Here is a 20209-nt window from a genome sequence, read left to right as displayed (position 1 = left end):
TCAATTAAAAATATGAAGATAAGACTGATCTTTTTGCCTAGGCATTTTGCACTGTTTTAATTTGTTTTGTCCAGTCGGATAAGTCTTAAGTCTGAGGGATTTGAAGCTTAATACATCTATAAATAGCAGATATAGCAATAACAGAGCTTGAGTAATGTATTTCAAAGCGAATTTTCCATACGTTTCACATCCTTAGCGAAGTGAAACGGGTTTAATGCCATTGTTCAGAAAAACGCTGCAAGGAATCTAGCATGACGATGATGTCTGTTGCCTGTTGAGCATCATCTAGTGCAATCACAAGGGTTTCTGAAAGTTGTAAATGACGAATCGATTGAATAATTTGTTTCTTATGAATGGAATCCCGCATGACTGTTCTCCTTAAGGATCAATGAAAATATGAAGGCAGTTTAAATGGGGTTGTATAATTTGTAAAAACGAATAATTTTCTTATTTTAATTTAAAAATACGATTATTGTGTTAGAAAAAAGCATCCCGAAGAATGCTGATCTTTTTCTTTAAGAGTAGGTTCAGTCTTGCGCATCGATACTTTGACCATCCAGATGCAAACTATCATCACCCATCAGATATAAATAGGCCGGCATAATCGATTCTGGAGTAGGTAAGCTTAATGGATCTTCATCAGGATAGGCTTTTGCACGCATGGCGGTGCGGGTTGCACCCGGATTAATACAATTAAAACGAATATTGGGATGGATATGCTCTGCGGCAAAAATTTTACTGACCGCTTCGATGGCGACTTTGGAAACAGAATACGCCCCCCAAAGCGCTCGTGCTTCACGTCCGACACCAGAACTGGTAAATACCACCGAAGCATGTTCTGACTTTTGTAAAAGGGGTAATAAAGCCTGAGTCAGCATAAAGGGCGCACGTACATTGACGGCCATGACATCATCCCAGATTTGGGGTGAATAATCGGCTAGAGGAACACGTTCACCTAACATTCCTGCATTATGCAAGATTCCATCCAAACGACCAAATTGCGATTCAAGGGTATTCACCAACAATTCATAATCACGCACCGATGCGCTGGAAAGTTGTAGCGGTAAAATCGCAGGTTGCGGTGCGCCTAGACTTTCGATTTCATCATAAATCACTTCAAGTTTATTCAGGGTTCGACCATGTAATACCACAGTTGCGCCATGTAGCGCATAGCTCATGGCAGCAGCACGACCAATGCCATCACCCGCACCAGTAATTAAAATAATACGGTCTTTTAATAAATCGGTACGAGGCTGATATTCTGAATATTTCATGGTGAACCTCCCTAAAATTTGATTCAAATTATAATGATACTGCTCACATGCTAACGGGTTTTTGTGAACTTAACTGTAGTAATTGGCGTAACATGCAGTGTAATTCAGTAACATCCTGCACGATGGCATCGGCTTGCCAAGCGTCCAGATCATCCTGATATTCCAGCGGCAAATACCCATAGGCGGCCAAAATCGTATACATCTTGGCAGCGCGACCTGCATCGATATCACGTGGATGATCGCCCACATAAACGATGTGTTCGCTAGGCAAATTTAACTGTCTGGCAGCCAGATACATCGGCTCAGGGTCGGGCTTGGTCTTGCTGACATCTTCAGGACACACCAGTACACTGCATCGTTCAGTTAAATTCAGTTCAGCCAGTAACAACTCACTTAAGCCACGCGGTTTATTGGTGACAATGCCCCATGGAATTTGATGTGCCTCTAGTTCTTCAAGTAATGGATACATGCCTGAAAATAAATCGGTATCCACCACAATTTGCTGGGCATACATATCCAAAAAACGCTGACGATGCTGTAAAAATACAGGGTCATCTAGTTCTAACTCTGGATAGACCAATTTCACCATCGCACGTGCGCCTTCAGATACCTGAGTACGAATCAGATCAGCCTCAACGACTGGGCGTTGTTCTTCACGGCACATGGCCTGAATAATCCGAATAAAATCAGCAGCGGTATCGATTAAGGTACCATCCAGATCAAACAGAACGGCTTTCATGTCTGCACTCATACTGCGACAGCCTTGACGGTATGTACCATATAGTTGACATCCACATTCGGTGCAAGCCAATAATGTTTGGTCAATGGATTGTAATGTAAGCCCGTCATTTCTTTTAAGGTCAGACCTGCTTCACGGATATCCTGTGCCATTTCTGAGGGACGGATAAATTTGTGATAGTCATGCGTGCCTTTTGGCAATAAGCGTAAAACGTATTCGGCCCCAAGAATGGCAAACAAATACGATTTTGGATTACGGTTAATGGTTGAAAAAAACACATGACCGCCGGGTTTGACCAAAGTCTGACAAGCCTTAACGATAGAGGCTGGATCAGGCACGTGCTCCATCATTTCCATACACGTTACCACATCGTATTGTCCTGCTTGCTCCAGAGCCAATTGTTCAACAGGAATTTGACGATATTCGATATTCTTAACATTGTCCTGCTGTGCGTGTAAACGCGCGACGTTCAGCGGCGCTTCACCCATATCAATCCCCAACACATTTGCGCCGCGACGTGCCATGCTTTCGGCTAAAATACCGCCGCCACAACCGACATCCAACACTTTCTTGCCTGCAATGCCGCCTGCGTGTTCATCTATCCAGTTTAAACGCAATGGATTAATCTGATGTAGCGGACGAAATTCGGAATGCTGATCCCACCATTTGGCTGCGAGTGCTTCAAATTTTGCGATTTCTTGTGGATCAACATTCAGTTGCGACATGGTGTCACCTCTTTTATAAGTGTTTTCATCAATCGTTAAGTTTGGTTTACTAGTGTTAGTGTAACCAGAAATCGGAAAAAAGCGACCAGCTTGCTAAAAGATATGCTAAAAATCTTCACACAAGCAAAACGAATTTAGCATATTTGTTTTATATTTAGAGCATAAACTCAACACAATGATTTAGAGGAAAAAACAGCGAATGAAAAAGTTTGTATTTGGTGGTCTGTGTGCCGCGATGATGGCAATTTCTGGCACAGCTATGGCGGCTGATTTTGTAGCAGGAAAGGATTATACGGTTGTTGCCAATCCTGGCAAGGTAGCGGTACCCGGGAAAATCGAAGTGCGTGAGTTTTTTTGGTACGGTTGCCCGCACTGCTTCAAGCTTGAACCTTATATGCAAACTTGGTTAAAACAGATTCCAAAAGATGTAAACTTTTTGCGTACACCTGCTGCTATGAATAAGGTTTGGGAACAAGGCGCGCGTGCGTATTATGTTTCTGAAGCGCTTGGCGTGCGTAAAAAGACCCATTTGCCATTGTTCCATGCGATTCATGACCAAGGGCAGCAAATTTTTGATCAGGCATCTTTAGCGAAGTTCTACGCAGGTTATGGCGTTCCAGAGCAGAAATTTAATAGCATGTTTAACTCATTCCCAATTACCGCAAAAATTGCAGAATCCAATAAATTGGCACAGCAATATCAGCTCACAGGCGTTCCTGCGGTGGTGGTGAATGGTAAATACGTGGTTCAGGGTGAAGATGGTAAAGTGACTCAAGTTATTAACTATCTAATTGAAAAAGAACGTAAAGGCAAATAAGCCTTAATGTCATAAAAGCCCCTCTATTGTTTAGATAAAGGGGCTTTATTTTTATTTATCTTTTTATTTGTTGAGTTCATCGAGTTTAATTTCTAGTTCAAAAGCATCCAGATTGATGGATTGCGTTGGTAGAGAAAGTGCCTGATTGACATACAGATTAATCAATTTTTGCCGTGAACCAATCGAACGTTGATAATAACTTGAATTGAGCAGTAACGCCGCGCCATAGGTCAATGACCAGATATAAGACAGATAATCGCGAATCGACATATCGTAATTGACTGATTTTAAATAGGCTTCAGTAATGTCTTTAATCGCCAAAATGCGTTCCTGACGAATGTCATACAGTTCTTTAAATAAATGATTAAGTTTGGACTCGCTCATGGTTAGATTTTCTTCGAGCTGATGCAGCAAAATAGTTCGCGCTGGCGCAAGCAAGTGATGCAGCATATAAATTGGGGCATATTCCTTAAAATTATTATTGTGCTTTTGCGAGATTTCTAAGAGTTTTTTCTCATTTTCAATGACCAGTTCCAGTAACAGCTCATTTTTACTTTTAAAATGTTTATACAGCGTCCCTTTGGCAATATCCAGTTCAGCGACGAGTTCATCCAGCGTGATTTCCTGATTGTTTTCCAACAATAGTTTTTCTGCAACGCTTAAGATACGTTCCTTGCGAATTAAAAATTGTTGATGGCGATCTGGATTCATAACCCTTCCTATTACAGCAGTACATACACGCATGTACTGACATTAAGCCAAATTGGTAAATTCGCCAAGCTGATTGCAGGAATTTACTGATATTTTTGCTATCAAATGGTGTTTGGCATTGGCCTTATTCCCAGTTGGCAATACCACGGAAAATCAAACGAACTTGTGTAGAAGCATTTTCGATAAAAGCCTGTTGCTGCTGGTGTAGCGCTTCGCCTTCGTATTGTCGCGGTAGACTGAGCCACGTCATGGCCCATGTAAATGACATATTAATCAAAATCGTAGAAAGCACTTTAAGATCCTGATTGTCCTGAATATGCTCAAAGGTCGGCAATTTACGCAGGTCTGTGGTCAAGGCTTCGGTCAAATCTTCAATTTCACGGGCAATCGCATAGCGAACAGTAGCAGATCCACCCCAACGTTCAGCAATCATAAATTGCCATTCCAGTGGACTGTGATTGACTGCCTGCACAAATAATTCGATGCTGCTTAAAGGGTTGGCTTTGGCTTGATGTAAATAACTTTGTCCGAGTTGATGAATCAGATTTTTAATATGCAGCGCCACTTGATCAACCAATTCCTGACCTAGCGCATCCATGTCCTGAAAATGTCGATAAAACGCGGTAGGAACTAAACCGACCTCACGCGCGACTTCACGCAAACTAATACTGCTAAATGAACGTCCAGCAGTACTCAGTTGCAATGCTGCATCAAGTAATGCTTGGCGACTTTGTTGTTTACGTTCATCCCGTATCGACATGCAACTGACCTATGTTAAACCAGCCATGAGTCTACCAAAAACTGTCCTGCTTTCAAAAAAATAAATCAATCAATAAAAAATCAGTGAACACCTGTTGACTGAATTAAAAAAAAAGAATAATGTGTACACATGTTCACTGAAAGAACATTTGTTCACTCATATAAATAGCCAGATACAAACGAGGAACGTATGAACATTGCAGCCAATTATCAGCCTCAATGGATTCGCGAAGATTTTGTCGATTTCATATTGGAAAAAGTTAACCCAATGTGGACTTGGAAAAAAGTCAAAGCTCAGGTAACTTCAGTGACCGCGATCACGCCTGAACTTTATCAAATTTGTTTACAACCCAATAGCAACTTTGCCGCACACAATTTTAAGACAGGTCAAAGTGTTCTGGTAACGGTGGTAGTGGCAGGCGTACGTTATCAGCGTAGTTATTCTGTGATGCAGATCGATGCTCAGGGCAATCTGTATTTGGGCGTTAAAGTTCAAGGTGTCGTTTCACGCGCTATGAGCCAATTACACGCGGGTGATGTGATTGAGATTTCTCAAACTCAGGGTGAGTTTTGTTTGCATCAGGATCAAAGCGCTGCGCTACTGATTGCATCAGGCAGTGGCATTACCGCGATTTATTCCTTATTACAGCAAGCGATTAAACAACAATTACCGCAAATTGATGTGATTTACTTTAGTCGTGATGCGGCGTTTCATCAAGAATTACAAAGTTTAGCTGATCATCATCCATCAATTCATTATCACCACATTGATACCACTCAGCAAAAACAGCATTTAACTGTAGATTTGTTAAATAAGCTAATTGGCGATTTAGAGCAAAAGCACACGTATTTGTGTGGTGCATCGAACATGATGCAAGCAGCCAAAACGATTTTTGCAGAGTTAAATCTGAGTGATCGTTTGCATATGGAGTATTTCCAGCCTGTAGTCGATGAAACGCTTGAAGCGCAACCCGTCACTTTTTTGCGCTCGCAGCAAGCATTTGAAGCCAATACCAATTTACTGGAAAGTGCTGAACAAGCGGGTTTACGTCCAGCACATGGTTGCCGTATGGGAATCTGTAATACCTGTACCTGTACCAAAATCAGTGGTTCCACCAAAAATATTCTGACGGGTGAAATTGATCATGGCAATAACACCCAAATTAAACTGTGCGTCAGTCAGGCGATTAGTCCTGTCACGATCAATCTTTAACAATCGTCAGTCCATTTGAATAGATTCGGAGAAAAATAATGAATATGTCCGTAAAATTTCCATTAAACAGTAAATCTAACTACTTAACCCCAGAACAGGTTGAGGAATTTGGTCGCCGTGTCGAAGAGATTCGCCGTGAAGTCATGGATAATCTGGGCGAAGCCGATGCCAAATACATCTACAAAATTCGTAACTTTGTCCGTTATAGCGAAATCGCATCACGCGGGATGTTAATGTTTGGCGGCTGGATTCCACCCGTATGGTTAGTCGGTACAGGTTTACTCGGTATTTCCAAAATTGTAGAGAACATGGAGCTGGGTCATAATGTCATGCATGGTCAGTTTGACTGGCTCAATGACCCAAGCTTAAACGGTGCCAATTATGACTGGGATACCATTGCCACAGGGGATGACTGGAAACATACCCATAACTATGTCCATCACACCTATACCAATATTGTCGGTAAAGATCATGATGTCGGTTATGGACTATTGCGCGTCAGTGAACAACAAAAATGGGAACCCCGCTTCTTATTGAATGTTCCAATGGCAATGCAACTAATGGTGTTTTTTGAATGGTATGTTGGGGCGCAGAATTTACATTTAGAAGATGCCATTGTATACAAAACCAAATCATGGAAAGAGGTTTGGAAAGATTCGGCTAAATTGCGCAAAAAAGTAGTGCGTCAGGTCGGTAAAGATTATGTGTTTTTTCCATTGATTGCTGGACCAAATGCCATTCCTGTCTTTTTGGGTAATGCTGTAGCAAATGTCATTCGTAGTTTATGGTCGTCTGCGGTGATTTTTAACGGTCACTTTACTGAAGATGCTGAGACTTTTGAAGAAGATAACACTGAGACTGAAACCCGCGCGCAATGGTATTTACGTCAAATTCGGGGTTCAAGTAACTTTAGTGGAACTCAAGGTTTACATATCTTGAGTGGTAATTTGAGCCACCAAATTGAACACCATTTATTTCCTGATATGCCCGCAAATCGTTATTCGGAAGTTGCCCCTAAAATCAGAGCATTGTGTGAAGAATATGGCGTGAACTATAACGAAGCCAACTTTATGAAACAGTTCTGGAGTGTTTGGGTGCGTTTAGCTAAATGTTCATTACCCAATGGCTATAGCGATCAAGTATCCAATACGATTCAAAAAGTGAAAAATCTATTTTCATTTGCAAAATAAGTGCTTTTGTAAAAAGACAAGATTGGGCCAAATTCGGCCTAATTTTATTGAGGGCTTTTGCTATACTATGTTGCAATCTTATTAGCGGCAAAGAAAGGATAGATGATGCGTCTTGACCAACGAGCACTTGATCAATTACGTGATGTAAAAATTACGCGAAATTACACCCGTTATGCTGAAGGTTCGGTTTTGGTCGAATTCGGTCATACCAAGGTATTATGTACCGCAAGCGTTGATCACTCGGTACCACGCTTTTTAAAAGGGCAGGGACAAGGCTGGGTGACAGCAGAATATGGCATGTTGCCGCGTTCTACGCATACTCGTAGTGACCGTGAAGCGGCTCGTGGCAAACAAAGTGGCCGTACCCAAGAGATTCAACGTTTGATTGGTCGTAGTTTACGTGCGATGGTCGATTTGAAAAAATTGGGTGAAAATACCATTACCATCGACTGTGATGTCATTCAGGCCGATGGGGGGACACGTACCGCAGCGATTACAGGTGCGGCAGTGGCCTTGATTGATGCCATGAATGTGTTATTAGAAAAGAAGAAAATCAAGCAAGATCCTCTTAAAGGTCTGGTTGCTGCGATTTCAGTCGGGATTTATCAAGACCAAGTTTTACTGGATTTGTGCTATGAAGAAGATTCAAATTGCCAAACCGATATGAATGTAGTGATGACCCAAGCGGGCGAATTTATCGAGATTCAGGGCACGGCTGAAGAAAAACCATTTACTCGTACTCAAGCCAATGACATGTTGGAAGTGGCTGAAAAAGGCATTCAAACCCTGATTCAAAAACAACAGGAAGCATTGGGCTGGTAATCTTTTCTTGAGTGGAAATATTTTAAGTGAAAACGCATCTTCGGATGCGTTTTTTTATGTCTTCATCTAATCGACATCAAATCATCATATTGTTGTAATTTTCAAGCTTTTTACTAGTCTCCATTCTTCAATGGAGAGACCCATGTCTAAATTCTTTTGTTTTTTTCTCATGATTAGCACTGTCATGCTCAGTGCTTGCAAGGACGATGACTCATCGACCCAGCCGACACAACCGCCTAAAAATAATTGCACGATGCACTGTGCGCCATAATAAAAATCATAAATAAGGATTAAATAATGAACCGTCGTGATTTTGTACTGAATACTGCCAAGACTTTATTTGGCACTGCTGCATTATCCAGTTTTCCTTTGAGTATCCAGAAAGCACTCGCCATTGATGCCAAAGTAGAAACAGGTAGCATTCAGGATGTTAAACATGTGGTGATTTTGACTCAGGAAAACCGATCTTTTGATAACTATTTTGGCACCTTAAAAGGCGTCCGTGGTTTTGGTGATCGTTTTAGCATTCCATTGAGTCAAAAGCGTAAAGTCTGGGAACAGTATGATGCCAAGCAAAATAAAATCCTGCCTTATCATTTAGATAGTCGTTTAGGCAATGCTCAGCGTGTTTCAGGTACACCGCATTCATGGTCAGATGGTCAGGATGCTTGGAATCATGGGCGCATGGGGGACTGGGTGAAATTTAAAAAACCGCAATCCATGGGATATTATAAAAAACAGGAGGTTGAGTTTCAGTTTGCTTTAGCCAATGCCTTTACGCTGTGTGATGCTTATCATTGTGCCATGCATGCAGGAACCAATCCCAATCGCATGTTTATCTGGACAGGTACCAATGGCCCAGCGGCGGGTGTCGCTGCGGTGGTGAATGAATTTGATGGTTTGGGTGCATCTTCAAGCGGTTATGAATGGACGACTTATCCTGAACGTTTACAACAAGCAGGGGTTAGTTGGAAAGTTTATCAAAATATGCCCGATAATTTTACGGATAATCCATTGGCGGGTTTTAAGCAATATCGTCGTGCCAATGAATTGTCAGGTCAACCTGTCAGCCATGATGATCTGATTAGTCCTGCCTATGATGAAAAAATTGATAGCACTCAACCTTTATACAAAGGGATTGCCAATACCATGCCAGATGGGGGTTTTTTAGGGACATTCAAGCAAGATCTTGCCACAGGGAAATTACCGCAGGTCAGTTGGCTTGTAGCACCAGCCACTTATAGTGAGCATCCAGGCCCTTCTAGTCCAGTACAAGGCGCGTGGTATATACAGGAAGTGCTCAATGCACTTACCGCAAATCCTGAGATTTGGTCACAAACCGTGTTACTGATCAATTTTGATGAAAATGATGGTTTCTTTGACCACGTACCATCACCAAGTGCGCCATCTAAAGATGATGCAGGCAAGATATATGGTAAAACCACATTGCCTGCTGAATCACTCTCACCAGAGTATTTTAGCCATCCTGCGGTGGCGACAGCCAAATCTCAACCTAAGCCAGATGGTCGAGTCTACGGGCCGGGGATTCGTGTGCCGATGTATGTGATTTCACCGTGGAGTCGGGGTGGTTGGGTCAATTCACAGGTATTTGACCACACGTCGATTATTCAATTTCTTGAACAGCGTTTTGGTGTAAAAGAGCCGAATATCAGTGCTTATCGTCGTGCAATTTGTGGTGATTTAACCACTGCCTTTGATTTTAAAACCCCAAATAGCGCACAGCTTCCAGAACTTGAAGGTAAAAAAGCCAAAACTGAAGCAGATGCAATTCGCTTGGCGCAGTCGTTATTGCCACAAGTCGCTGTTCCGAGCCAACAAGCCTTCCCACAGCAAGAAATGGGGATTCGTCCATCCAGAGCATTACCGTATATCTTGCATACCAGCGCCAAGGTCAATCCATCGGGACAAAGCGTACAGCTTTTATTTGCCAATACAGGTAAACAAGCAGCAGTTTTTCATGTCTATGATCGTTTAAATCTGGATGCGATTCCTCGCCGTTATATGGTTGAAGCAGGCAAGCAATTACAGGATGAATGGAATACGCAACAAGGTCTCTATGATTTATGGGTCTTAGGTCCAAATGGTTTTCATCGTGCATTTACAGGCAACCTGAATCAAAGTTTACAGCGGCAAGCTTTACCTGAGATTCGGGTGTGTGTGGAAGACTGTGAAGCTAAGCTGTTTTTAAAAGTTCGTCATGATGGACAATCGAGTAGTAAACTCAAGGTAAAAGCCAATGCTTATTTACCCAATCAGCAATGGTCAATTGAAACCATGAACTCAGAAAAAGAACTGGCTTGGGATATGACTGAATTTGGAGGATGGTACGATTTTACAGTCTATATAGAGTCTGACGCGAGCTATAGTCGGCGATTTGCAGGACGTATTGAAACCCAGAAAGATTCAATTTCTGATCCCTATATGGGCTATATTGAAAACTAATTGAATTGGAAATGAATGAAGAAAAAGGATGCGATCAGGCATCCTTTTTACACAAACCTCAACTATTTCACAAACGATAACTTTTTACATTCAGCTTAAAAACAAAGCCTGCTCAAGTTGGTCATGATTAAATTTTAAAGTAGCGAATAATTTTTATCGTTCTATGAAATTGGGGAAATCTATATGCTACAAGGTTTTATTGTACTGTTTGCCATTATTACATTTACCATTATGGCCTGTGATCCACGCCCAAATGAGACATCACGCAATCCATCCGCATGGCAGGCTCAAGCCAAAACTTCAGAAGTTTTGACCCAGCCTAAGCATGCGACCAAGATTGAAAATCAAACCACAAAAACAAATATTGAAACCGAGCAGACTTAAGCATTAAACCGCATCGAAAGATCAACAGCGCTCACATCTTTGGTGAGTACACCCATCGAAATATAATCTACACCAGTACTTGCGACTTCACGGAGGTTGTCTAAGGTAATATTACCAGAAGCTTCTAACTTACAACGACCTGCCACGTGTTTAACCGCATCGATCATTTGTTGTTGGCTAAAATTATCCAACATGACAATATCTGCGCCAGCTTCAAGTGCCTGATTGAGTTCATCCCAAGTTTCAACTTCAACTTCAACGGGTTTATTCGGTGCAATTCGATGCGCCTGAGCAATGGCTTGGGCAATCCCGCCTGCGGCCATGATATGGTTTTCTTTAATGAGAAACGCATCAAATAAACCTAAACGATGGTTTTGACCGCCACCAATGGCAACCGCATATTTTTGGGCAATACGTAGGCCGGGTAAGGTTTTACGCGTGTCTAATAACTTGGTCTGAGTGCCTTCGAGTTGTTTTACATAAAAAGCAGCTTTTGTAGCAACCGCAGATAAAGTCTGAATAAAATTTAGCGCAGGGCGTTCAACGGTTAATAGGCTACGTGCTGAACCCGCCAGTTTTAAAAAAGCCTCACCTGCATTAACCGAGTCACCGTCTTCTTTTAACCATACAATTTGCACAGTTGGGTCATATTGCGAAATCAGTGCATCGACCCACGGACGACCTGCCAACACCATATTTTCACGGCTAATAATCGTTGCGGTCGCCTGTTCATTTTCTGGTGTCAATAGCGCAGTAATATCGCCATCCCCAATGTCTTCAGCCAGTGCTTGTTGTACATTGATTTGAATCGATTGTTCTAGCAAAGATTGAGGAATGCTCATACTTGATACCCAGTATTAACCCAGAAAATTGAGCGATATATTAGCACTGTCCCTCTCAAAATTCACAAACGATTGTCATAAATATGCCATCAACACCGTTTTAATTTTTGAGGAGTCGATTAAACTAGAAGCATTCAAAACCAGATGGGATCATCCTAACCATGCCATTAAGCACAACATATCGAGTTGAACATGGGCAGTTGATTGGTGCCAGACAGATTGCGTCTCCAAACTATAATCAGCGTCCTGAATCTGCTGAAATTCAACTGATTGTGGTGCATAACATCAGTTTGCCACCGTCTCAGTTTGGTGGCGGATATATTGAACAGTTTTTTCAAAATCAATTGGATGGGTCAATTCACCCTTATTTTCAAACGATTGAGGGCATGCAGGTTTCCGCACATTTGTTGATTTTAAGAACTGGTGAAGTAATTCAGTTTGTCAATTTTCATGATCGGGCTTGGCATGCAGGACGTTCCAGCTATTTGGCACAGGTCGAATGCAATGATTATTCGATAGGAATAGAGCTTGAAGGCAGTGATGACCTCGCTTTTGAGGAGATACAATATCAAGTATTAGCGGAAATTACCGCCGTTTTGCAGCAAAATTATCCCAAGATTCAGCAGCATATTGCAGGACATTCAGACATTGCACGTGGTCGTAAGACTGATCCCGGCTCATTTTTTCAGTGGCCTTATTTCCGGCGACTGTTGAATGCAAAAAAAATGTAGGCTAGACATCATTTCACAACGAAATAAATTTTTACTTTCATTACAATATCGGCTTTGTATTTAGCCGTGGGTGGATGCGATGGCATTATGGCGATCAACTTTTATTGTCAGTGCTATGACGATGTTGTCTCGTGTACTGGGACTGGTTCGGGATATGGTCTTGCTCAATGTGTTTGGCGCAGGGAAGGATTTCGATACTTTTGTGGTTGCCTTTCGTATTCCCAATTTTTTTCGGCGACTGTTTGCTGAAGGGGCATTTTCACAGGCCTTTATTCCAGTCTTAACTGAATATAAAACTGGACGGGCGCATGCCGAAGTTCAGATTTTGATTAGTCGAGTCTTTGGTTGCTTACTTTTGGTCATGAGTTTATTGACCTTAGTAGCGATGATTATCGCGCCTGTCATCATTTATGCTTATGCGCCCGGTTTTCATCATGATCCTGAAAAATTTGATCAGGCGGTGAGTCTATTTCGTCTGACCATTCCATATCTGATGTTTATGTCGTTGACCGCTTTTGCCAGTAGTATTTTAAATAGCTATGGTTCGTTTGCCTCACCTGCATTTTCTCCCGTGTTACTCAATCTCGCCATGATCGCAGGAGCGTGGTGGTTGACGCCGTATATGCAACAACCGATTATGGCTCTGGGTTGGGCTGTATTGGGCGCGGGTATTTTACAGCTTGCAGTGCAGATTCCTGAACTGTGGCGTAAAAAACTGCTCATTCCACCCAAAATTGACTTTAAACATGAAGGGGTAGAACGCATCATGAAATTGATGTTGCCTGCCTTGTTTGGTGTATCGGTCACTCAGATCAATTTATTACTCAATACCATCTGGGCATCCTTTATGCAGGATGGTTCAGTGTCATGGCTGTATAGTGCGGAACGGATGACCGAATTACCGCTCGGTCTCATTGGTGTGGCGATTGGTACGGTAATTTTACCTTCACTTTCAACACGACATGCAGAACAGGATCAGGCTAAGTTTCGCGGCATGTTAGATTGGGCTGCGCGTGTCATTGTCTTGGTGGGATTACCTGCCAGTATTGCGCTCTTCATGTTATCTACCCCGATTATTCAGGCATTGTTCCAGCGTGGCGAATTTGATCTACGGGATACCCAGATGACCGCTCTGGCATTGCAGTGTATGAGCGGTGGTGTGATTGCGTTTATGTTGATTAAAGTCTTTGCCCCAGGTTTTTATGCGCAGCAGGATACCAAGACACCTGTGCGTGTTGGGTTGATGGCAGTGGCTGCCAATGCGATTATAAACGTGGTGTTGATTGGCTTTTTTAAATTAATCAATTGGCATGCCGAGCATATGGCATTGGCATTGGCTTCATCGGGTTCCGCCTTGGTGAATGCAGGATTACTTTATTTCTATTTGCATAAACGCAATATTTTTCGATTTGGTGGGCATTGGAAAAAACTGGCAGTTCAATATGCCATTGCCAATATTGCGATGATTGCTGCATTATGGTTTGGTTTGCACTGGTATGATGGTCAGTCTTCACAGTGGATACGGATTATTGAAGTGGCTGTTTTATGTGTATTGGGCGTGATTGCTTATGGTGTTGCACTGTTAGCCACAGGATTTCGACCACGCGACTTACGCCATGAGTGATGAGCTTGCTAAATTGAACTTGATGTTTTTGCTGTCATGAAATCTTTAATAGAGAATAAAAAAGCACAGCCCAAATCTGACTGTGCTTTAAGTAAAAAAGGATTGTATGCTTTTTGAGATCGCATAGATCATAAATTAGGGTAAAACTTGTAGCAGTTCAATATCAAAAATTAAAACGCTGTTGGGACCAATCGCATCGCCCGAACCGACATCACCATAGGCTAGATTCGCTGGAATAAAGAAGCGCGTTTTTCCGCCTTCTTTCATGGTTTGTACGCCTTCTGTCCAGCCTTGAATGACTTGACTGAGCTGAAATTCAACAGGATGATTACGTGCGATCGAGCTATCAAATACTGTACCGTCCAATAAGCGACCTTCATAATTCACTTTAACTTTTGAATTTGCTTTTGGCGATTTACCTGTGCCTGCTTGAAGTACTTGATATTGTAAACCTGATTTAGTGGTGATGATGTCTGATTTTTTAGCATTTTCGGTTAAAAAAGCCTGACCTTGTTTTTGATTGTCTTGTGCTAATTTTTGAAATTCGATCAGTTGTTTGGATTCAACCTGTTTTTTATATTGACTTAGGGCTTTAGCCATATCCTCATCGCTTAAAGAAGAGGCTTTGCCTGTAGAACCTTCTTTTAAACCTTGAATAAACGTTTCTAAATTTAAATCTTTTAGCGTATCTGCATTGGTACGTCCCATGACATAACCATAGCTATAACCCAATTGGTCTTTTTGTGGGCTTTTTGATGTGACAGGAGCAGCAAAACTGGTCACCGTCATGCTAAGTAATAAGAGTGCTAAACTGGTTTTTTTCATTGTGCTTCCTAAAATAAAAGAGGAGAGTATTCAGGGTCTGTTGACACTTCAGCCATGCCTTGCGTTATTCGCTAAAACAACTCAAACGAGGCATGAAACGCAGGCAATGGCATCTCCCTTGTCTAATTTCATAACGAATTTTGAGGCAGTTTTAGCTATAACCCTGCGGGACAGGGACATTTTTTGCCGTTACTGCGTTATGCCTTATTCATTTAGAATGACTAAATTTCATAAGTCATGCCTTGTACCGTCTAAAAAATGTCCTCTGTCGCACGCATCTGTGAAATGTCAACAGACCCTGCTCTCCTTCCTTACGAATTATTTAACTTCTAACAGTTCTACATCAAAAATTAAAGTGCTATTTGGTGGAATCATACCCGGCACACCTTGTTCACCATAGGCCAGTTGCGCAGGAATATAGAAAGTTGCCTTTCCACCTTCTTTAAGCAACTGTAAACCTTCTGTCCAGCCAGGAATTACCTTGTTTAATGGAAATTCAACTGGTTCTCCACGATCATAAGAACTGTCAAACACTTTACCATCGGTCAATTGGCCTTTGTAATGGACTTTGACGACAGAGGTCGCTGTCGGTTGCTTACCTGTACCTTCTTTAATAATTTTATATTGCAAACCTGAAGCCGTGGTTTTAACGCCGTCTTTGTGAGCATTTTCAGTTAAGAAGTTCGCATTAGAAGATTCGGTTTTTTTCGCATCTTCCAATTGTTTTTGTTGCATTTGCTGTTGAAACTCTACATAGGCAGCTTGAAGTTCCTGTTCAGTATAAGCCGCAGGTTTCTTGTCATGACCATCACGAATCCCACTAACAAAAGCATTAACATCAAGTTCTGGTGGCGTTTGATGGGCAACTTCATAGCCCAGTGCATAGCTGATTTTTTTAACAGGCGAGGCATTCTTGTCTGCCTTTGAACCAACCTCTGCCACTGGATGTTGAGATGCATAGTAAACGGGAATAAGTGCAGCACCGCCTAAAATTACAGCGACAGCAATGGGTAAGGCTTTACTCATGAGTGTTCCAAATGTTGTTTATTTAACCAAATATCAATCGCATGCAATCTTAGCATGGCTACCTTAAGCATATCCTGTTTAATAAAAAAAATAACAGGATTTTTATCTAATTTCACACCAATCCTGAATTCTGCATAAAAAAATCGAACCCGTAGATTCGATTTTTTAACGATACAGAGCTTAAGAATGATTAATCATCTTTGGCCGCTTTATAGGCATAAGCATAGTTATAGCCATAACTACCGCTAGCCGAACGCTGAATATCATTAAGAATAAAGCCATTCACTTTGGTTCCAGCCTGCTCGAAACGATTGAGCGTTAATTCAAGCTCTTTCATTTGCGTCTTGGCATGACGCGCCACAATCAGATTTACGCCAGTATATTGTGAAATAATAATACCATCTGTGACCGCAAGTACTGGCGGTGTATCCAGAATAATATGATCATAGTGCTGAGAAAGTTCTTGCAATAAAGTTTGGAACTTTTGAGAACTGAGTAGCTCAGAGGGATTCGACGGACTCTTACCACGACTGATAAAGCTTAAATTTGGCACTTCAGTTGAATGCGTTACTTGCGTCAAAGTTGCTTGATCGGTTAATAATTCGGTAAGACCAGGTTGAGTCTCCAGATTAAAATATTTATGCAAATAACCACGACGTAAATCGGCATCAATCAGTAAGACTTTTTTGTCACTTTGAGCAAAAATCGTTGCCAAGTTGGTCGAGATAAAGGACTTACCAACTTCTGGCGCAGGACCACTGATCATAATGATATTATTTTTGGCACCTGAAAGCGCGAAATGAATCGCAGTACGAATACTACGTAAGCTTTCAATGGCAACATCATCACTGTGTTTAACTGCAAGAATAGGAATATTCTTTTTCTTTTTCAAAACAGCCAAACGGTTTTCTTGTACTGGAGAACGAGGCACAGTAGCGTATACAGGAAGTTCAAGTTCATTTTCAATTTGGGCAGAATCTTTAATACCTGTACGCAACATATTACGGGTTAAAGCAATCAGTACCCCAATAAAACCACCGACAAAAATAGACAGAATCAGAACGATCAGCTTTTTCGGTTTAATCGGTTTAATCGGCTCAACTGCATTATCGATAATTCGTACATTACCAATTTCACCCGCTTCAGAAATTTTAAGTTGCTGATAACTATTAAGTAAATTCGTATAAAGTTCAGTATTGACCTTGACGTCACGATATAACTGTAAATATAAGCGTTGTAGTTCTGGTAAACGTTTCAAGGTTCCATTCAGTTCACCCAGTTTTTTATTAACGGTCGCCACCTGCGCATTAATTTCAGCCATTAATGGATGGTCAGGCGTGTATTTTGCAGCCAGCTCAGCTTGTTTCTGTTGTAATTCAATTCGCATGGTTTCAAGTTGAATATTTTGCTTAAGCAATAATTCTGACTCTTGAGTGACATCAACGGTATTATGTTGTTCACGGAACTGGTTGAATTTCTTTTCAGAATCTTCCAATTGTTTGCGTAATTCAGGTAATTGTTTATCCAGAAAACTCAAGGTTTGTTTAGATTCTAAGGATTTTCTTTCAATATTTTGCGCATGATAAACCACTAAAATATTATTCAGAACTTGAGTAATTTCTTCCTGATCTTGTCCTTGATAGGTCAGACCAAGCACTCCCGTCATCTTGCCTTTTTCAGCCACACTGTAATTTTCAGTTAAATTTTTAACCGCTGTTGGTAAAGCAAATTTGGTGATTTTGAACGCATGTTTAAATGGTGTAGTGCTATTGATGCGGATTTTCCATTGACCTTTATTGGTGGTTAAAAGGTTATCCTGATTTAAATGACCTTCAGCAACAATACTGTCTTTATAACTCAAACTAAATTGATTTTGCTTAAATTGAAGGGTTAAAGGCTTATCTAAAAAGTAATAAGGCACTTCAAACTTTTCAACAAAAAAAGACTGTCCGTTTTCTTTAAATAAAACGCCTGATTGAGAATAATCCAGTTTACGCTTTGATTCTGATACGAGACGATTAAACAACGTATCTTGTGTATCTTTAATCTGAATATCCAGATGCAAATTCTGAATGACCTGACCCAAAACGAGTCGCGAATTCAGGATTTCCCGTTCTGCATCGGCAGGTGATTTTTGTCCGCCTACTGCACCTGCAACACTGCTTAACTCGCCTAATAAAGCAGCTGAAGCAGCACTCTTGCTGTCTTCAACCTGTACCATGGCATCGACTGAATAAATATCAGGCGTAACGCGAAGATAAAGCAAGGCACAGATTAAACTCAAAATAATGCACAGCGCGATAATTTTCCATTGCGCAATCAAAGAGAAAAATAGCTCTTTTAAATCAATGGTGTCTTCAGTTGTTGTTGAATTTTGACTCATGGGTATGCAACTACTTAAAAATTAAATATGTGATTTCCAGTCAGACACGTAAGCCTGAATATTACGGCAGGTTTCATCAAAAAACGCCTGATCGTGTTGATAGGGATCAGGCACATTTTTATGTTGCCAATGTCCAAGTCGAAACACTTTACCTTTGGCAAAAGGCCAAGTCTGTTCTAGATGTTTTTGTTGATTTAAGCTCATCACTAAAATTAAATCAGCTTTTTTGATTAAATCACTATTTAGTTTACGTGCAACATGTGGACGCATATCAATGTTGATTACATCCATGCACTGAATAGCCTTGGCATCTGCGACTTCGCCAATCAAGCCAGAGATCCCTGCTGACTCGATGTTGAGATGTGGATACGTTTGTTTTAATAAATACTCAGCCATTGGGCTACGGCAGATATTTCCAACACAAACCACCAAAATATTTTGTATTTGCATTCGTTTATTCGCTTAGTTTTTACCCAATTGGTCAAATGTATAAAGTGCGCTAGAGAACGGTACAATCTGGTTCATAATACGCTGCCAGCGAGTTAAACCTGTTGCATCGATATAAACAATATCATTTTTTTGCATTTGAAATTGATTGGCCAACGCTAGGTTTCCAATACTGCTGAGATCCAAATGATAAATGGTTGAGGTACGCGTTTGTAAATTAGTACGCATCACATAAATTCGCGCTGCGCTGGCTGAATATGGATTGATCCCTTCACTTTCACCCAATACATCACTTAAAGTCATGCCTTGATCACGTAAAGACAGCGCCTGACTTTTACTCGATTCACCCATCACATAGAGTTTCTGGTTTTGTTTGGTGTTGACATAAATCGTATCATTGGGCTGGATGAGGAGTTTGTGTAGGGAATAGCCCTGTTTTTCTAGACTCACCGCGTTTAGATCAAACGTTTTACCATTACGAATCAGTTGAATCGAGGTATTATCACCAGTTTCGGTATTGACACCACCCGCCATACCCAGTGCGGTATAAATACTAATCGGTTGGTCATTTAAAGTGTATTGACCACTTTTCATCACCTGACCATTGACAAAATAACGATTCCCTTCGTAAGAAAGCACCCGAACCACAACATCAGGGGTTTTTAAATAATGCGCAAATTGAGCTCGAAGGTTTCGATTCAGTTCAGACACGGTTTTGCCAGCAGCGTGAATTTTACCGACAAGTGGTAAATAGATATTGCCATCGCTATCAATCGGATAGCCTGAAGCTTTGATATTGGCAGAATCTTGTTGAAGAGGAGGAGTTAGTTCTGGATAAGCCCAAAGCTGTATCGACAGTACATCACCTGCACTTAAGCGGTATAAGGTATGCTGCGAACGAAATAATGATGCTAAATCAGAGGAGGTCACATTCGCTGCGGTTTGTAATGCAGGAAGATTCGCCTGATTAAGTTGAACGACAGACACATCTGCGCCTTGGTCTGTTCTAAAATGACCTTGTTCTGGTAAATCGTAGGTCTGTAATCCGGAAGTAACAGCACATCCTGAAAGGCTTAAAATACAGATAGATAATAAAAATGAGGTGCTTCTCAACTTCACAGCAAAACCCTTTGTTTGTAATTCGTTGTAACTTTGAATCAAAATTCTGTCAGAATTGTAGACCATAATGAAAATAAGATGTAGGTTTTTAAATGTTAAATTGTATAATTCAAAC

20 protein-coding genes are annotated in these 20209 nt (G+C 41.2%); 8 read left to right on the top strand and 12 right to left on the bottom strand.

Annotated elements, in window-relative coordinates; all coding sequences use genetic code 11:
- Positions 1-211: 211 nt before the first annotated feature.
- From F944_RS17080 to ubiG, 4 genes are all read right to left on the bottom strand, one after another.
- Positions 212-367 (bottom strand): hypothetical protein, encoded by a 156-nt coding sequence (locus F944_RS17080; RefSeq protein WP_004988825.1) that lies wholly within the window; start codon positions 365-367, stop codon positions 212-214.
- Between the two features lie 160 nt (positions 368-527).
- Positions 528-1274 carry a YciK family oxidoreductase gene (locus tag F944_RS07370; RefSeq protein WP_004988824.1) on the bottom strand — a complete coding sequence of 249 codons (747 nt, stop codon included), beginning with the start codon at positions 1272-1274 and terminating at the stop codon, positions 528-530.
- A gap of 43 nt (positions 1275-1317) precedes the next feature.
- Complete coding sequence (locus tag F944_RS07365; protein ID WP_026039966.1) at positions 1318-2013, bottom strand: HAD family hydrolase; 696 nt, start codon at positions 2011-2013, stop codon at positions 1318-1320.
- A gap of 8 nt (positions 2014-2021) precedes the next feature.
- A complete protein-coding gene (gene ubiG / locus F944_RS07360; protein ID WP_004988822.1) occupies positions 2022-2738 on the bottom strand; it encodes a bifunctional 2-polyprenyl-6-hydroxyphenol methylase/3-demethylubiquinol 3-O-methyltransferase UbiG in 717 nt (238 codons plus the stop codon).
- Positions 2739-2937: 199 nt separating this feature from the next.
- Here ubiG and F944_RS07355 point away from each other — a divergent pair, with 199 nt between their 5' ends.
- Positions 2938-3555 (top strand): thiol:disulfide interchange protein DsbA/DsbL, encoded by a 618-nt coding sequence (locus F944_RS07355; RefSeq protein WP_004988821.1) that lies wholly within the window; start codon positions 2938-2940, stop codon positions 3553-3555.
- A 63-nt stretch (positions 3556-3618) separates the two neighbouring features.
- Here the strand turns inward: F944_RS07355 and F944_RS07350 are convergent, their stop codons facing one another.
- A complete protein-coding gene (locus F944_RS07350; protein WP_004988820.1) occupies positions 3619-4266 on the bottom strand; it encodes a TetR/AcrR family transcriptional regulator in 648 nt (215 codons plus the stop codon).
- Between the two features lie 124 nt (positions 4267-4390).
- Positions 4391-5026: a TetR family transcriptional regulator gene (locus F944_RS07345; protein ID WP_004988819.1), complete on the bottom strand. Its 636-nt coding sequence runs from the start codon at positions 5024-5026 to the stop codon at positions 4391-4393.
- A 189-nt stretch (positions 5027-5215) separates the two neighbouring features.
- Between F944_RS07345 and F944_RS07340 the strand changes: the two genes are divergently transcribed.
- The 5 genes from F944_RS07340 (at position 5216) to F944_RS07320 (ending at position 11097) form a co-directional block, all read left to right on the top strand.
- Complete coding sequence (locus F944_RS07340; RefSeq protein ID WP_004988816.1) at positions 5216-6238, top strand: flavin reductase family protein; 1023 nt, start codon at positions 5216-5218, stop codon at positions 6236-6238.
- A 38-nt stretch (positions 6239-6276) separates the two neighbouring features.
- The gene (locus tag F944_RS07335; RefSeq protein WP_004988813.1) at positions 6277-7428 is read left to right on the top strand and encodes a fatty acid desaturase family protein; all 1152 of its coding nucleotides are present in this window, start codon (positions 6277-6279) and stop codon (positions 7426-7428) included.
- Between the two features lie 105 nt (positions 7429-7533).
- Positions 7534-8250 (top strand): ribonuclease PH, encoded by a 717-nt coding sequence (gene rph / locus F944_RS07330; RefSeq protein ID WP_004988810.1) that lies wholly within the window; start codon positions 7534-7536, stop codon positions 8248-8250.
- Between the two features lie 297 nt (positions 8251-8547).
- Positions 8548-10713, top strand: coding sequence for a phosphocholine-specific phospholipase C (locus F944_RS07325; protein WP_004988800.1), 2166 nt, complete (start codon positions 8548-8550; stop codon positions 10711-10713).
- A 183-nt stretch (positions 10714-10896) separates the two neighbouring features.
- Positions 10897-11097 (top strand): ABZJ_00068 family colistin stress protein, encoded by a 201-nt coding sequence (locus F944_RS07320; protein WP_004988797.1) that lies wholly within the window; start codon positions 10897-10899, stop codon positions 11095-11097.
- Here the strand turns inward: F944_RS07320 and nadC are convergent.
- Positions 11094-11939, bottom strand: a complete 846-nt coding sequence (nadC, locus tag F944_RS07315) for a carboxylating nicotinate-nucleotide diphosphorylase (RefSeq protein ID WP_004988796.1) — start codon at positions 11937-11939, stop codon at positions 11094-11096. The genes F944_RS07320 and nadC overlap by 4 nt on opposite strands.
- 161 nt (positions 11940-12100) lie before the next feature.
- Between nadC and ampD the strand changes: the two genes are divergently transcribed.
- Both ampD and murJ read left to right on the top strand, forming a co-directional pair.
- Positions 12101-12670 (top strand): 1,6-anhydro-N-acetylmuramyl-L-alanine amidase AmpD, encoded by a 570-nt coding sequence (ampD, locus tag F944_RS07310; RefSeq protein WP_004988793.1) that lies wholly within the window; start codon positions 12101-12103, stop codon positions 12668-12670.
- Positions 12671-12740: 70 nt separating this feature from the next.
- On the top strand, positions 12741-14294 hold the full coding sequence (murJ, locus tag F944_RS07305; RefSeq protein WP_171063258.1) for a murein biosynthesis integral membrane protein MurJ: 1554 nt from the start codon (positions 12741-12743) through the stop codon (positions 14292-14294).
- 135 nt (positions 14295-14429) lie between these two features.
- Here the strand turns inward: murJ and F944_RS07300 are convergent, their stop codons facing one another.
- From F944_RS07300 to F944_RS07280, 5 genes are all read right to left on the bottom strand, one after another.
- Positions 14430-15119 carry a BamJ family beta-barrel-assembly machinery protein gene (locus F944_RS07300; RefSeq protein ID WP_004988787.1) on the bottom strand — a complete coding sequence of 230 codons (690 nt, stop codon included), beginning with the start codon at positions 15117-15119 and terminating at the stop codon, positions 14430-14432.
- A 318-nt stretch (positions 15120-15437) separates the two neighbouring features.
- Positions 15438-16145: a BamJ family beta-barrel-assembly machinery protein gene (locus F944_RS07295; RefSeq protein ID WP_004988785.1), complete on the bottom strand. Its 708-nt coding sequence runs from the start codon at positions 16143-16145 to the stop codon at positions 15438-15440.
- Between the two features lie 190 nt (positions 16146-16335).
- Positions 16336-18528: a polysaccharide biosynthesis tyrosine autokinase gene (locus F944_RS07290; RefSeq protein WP_004988781.1), complete on the bottom strand. Its 2193-nt coding sequence runs from the start codon at positions 18526-18528 to the stop codon at positions 16336-16338.
- 21 nt (positions 18529-18549) lie between these two features.
- A complete protein-coding gene (locus tag F944_RS07285) occupies positions 18550-18978 on the bottom strand; it encodes a low molecular weight protein-tyrosine-phosphatase (RefSeq protein ID WP_004988779.1) in 429 nt (142 codons plus the stop codon).
- Between the two features lie 12 nt (positions 18979-18990).
- A complete protein-coding gene (locus tag F944_RS07280) occupies positions 18991-20094 on the bottom strand; it encodes a polysaccharide biosynthesis/export family protein (RefSeq protein ID WP_026039965.1) in 1104 nt (367 codons plus the stop codon).
- Positions 20095-20209: the final 115 nt, after the last annotated feature.

Origin of the sequence: Acinetobacter ursingii DSM 16037 = CIP 107286, assembly GCF_000368825.1 — a bacterium.
Lineage (GTDB): Bacteria > Pseudomonadota > Gammaproteobacteria > Pseudomonadales > Moraxellaceae > Acinetobacter > Acinetobacter ursingii.
The sequence above is the reverse complement of the archived record's forward strand: the minus strand, read 5'-3'. Positions and strand labels throughout refer to the sequence as shown.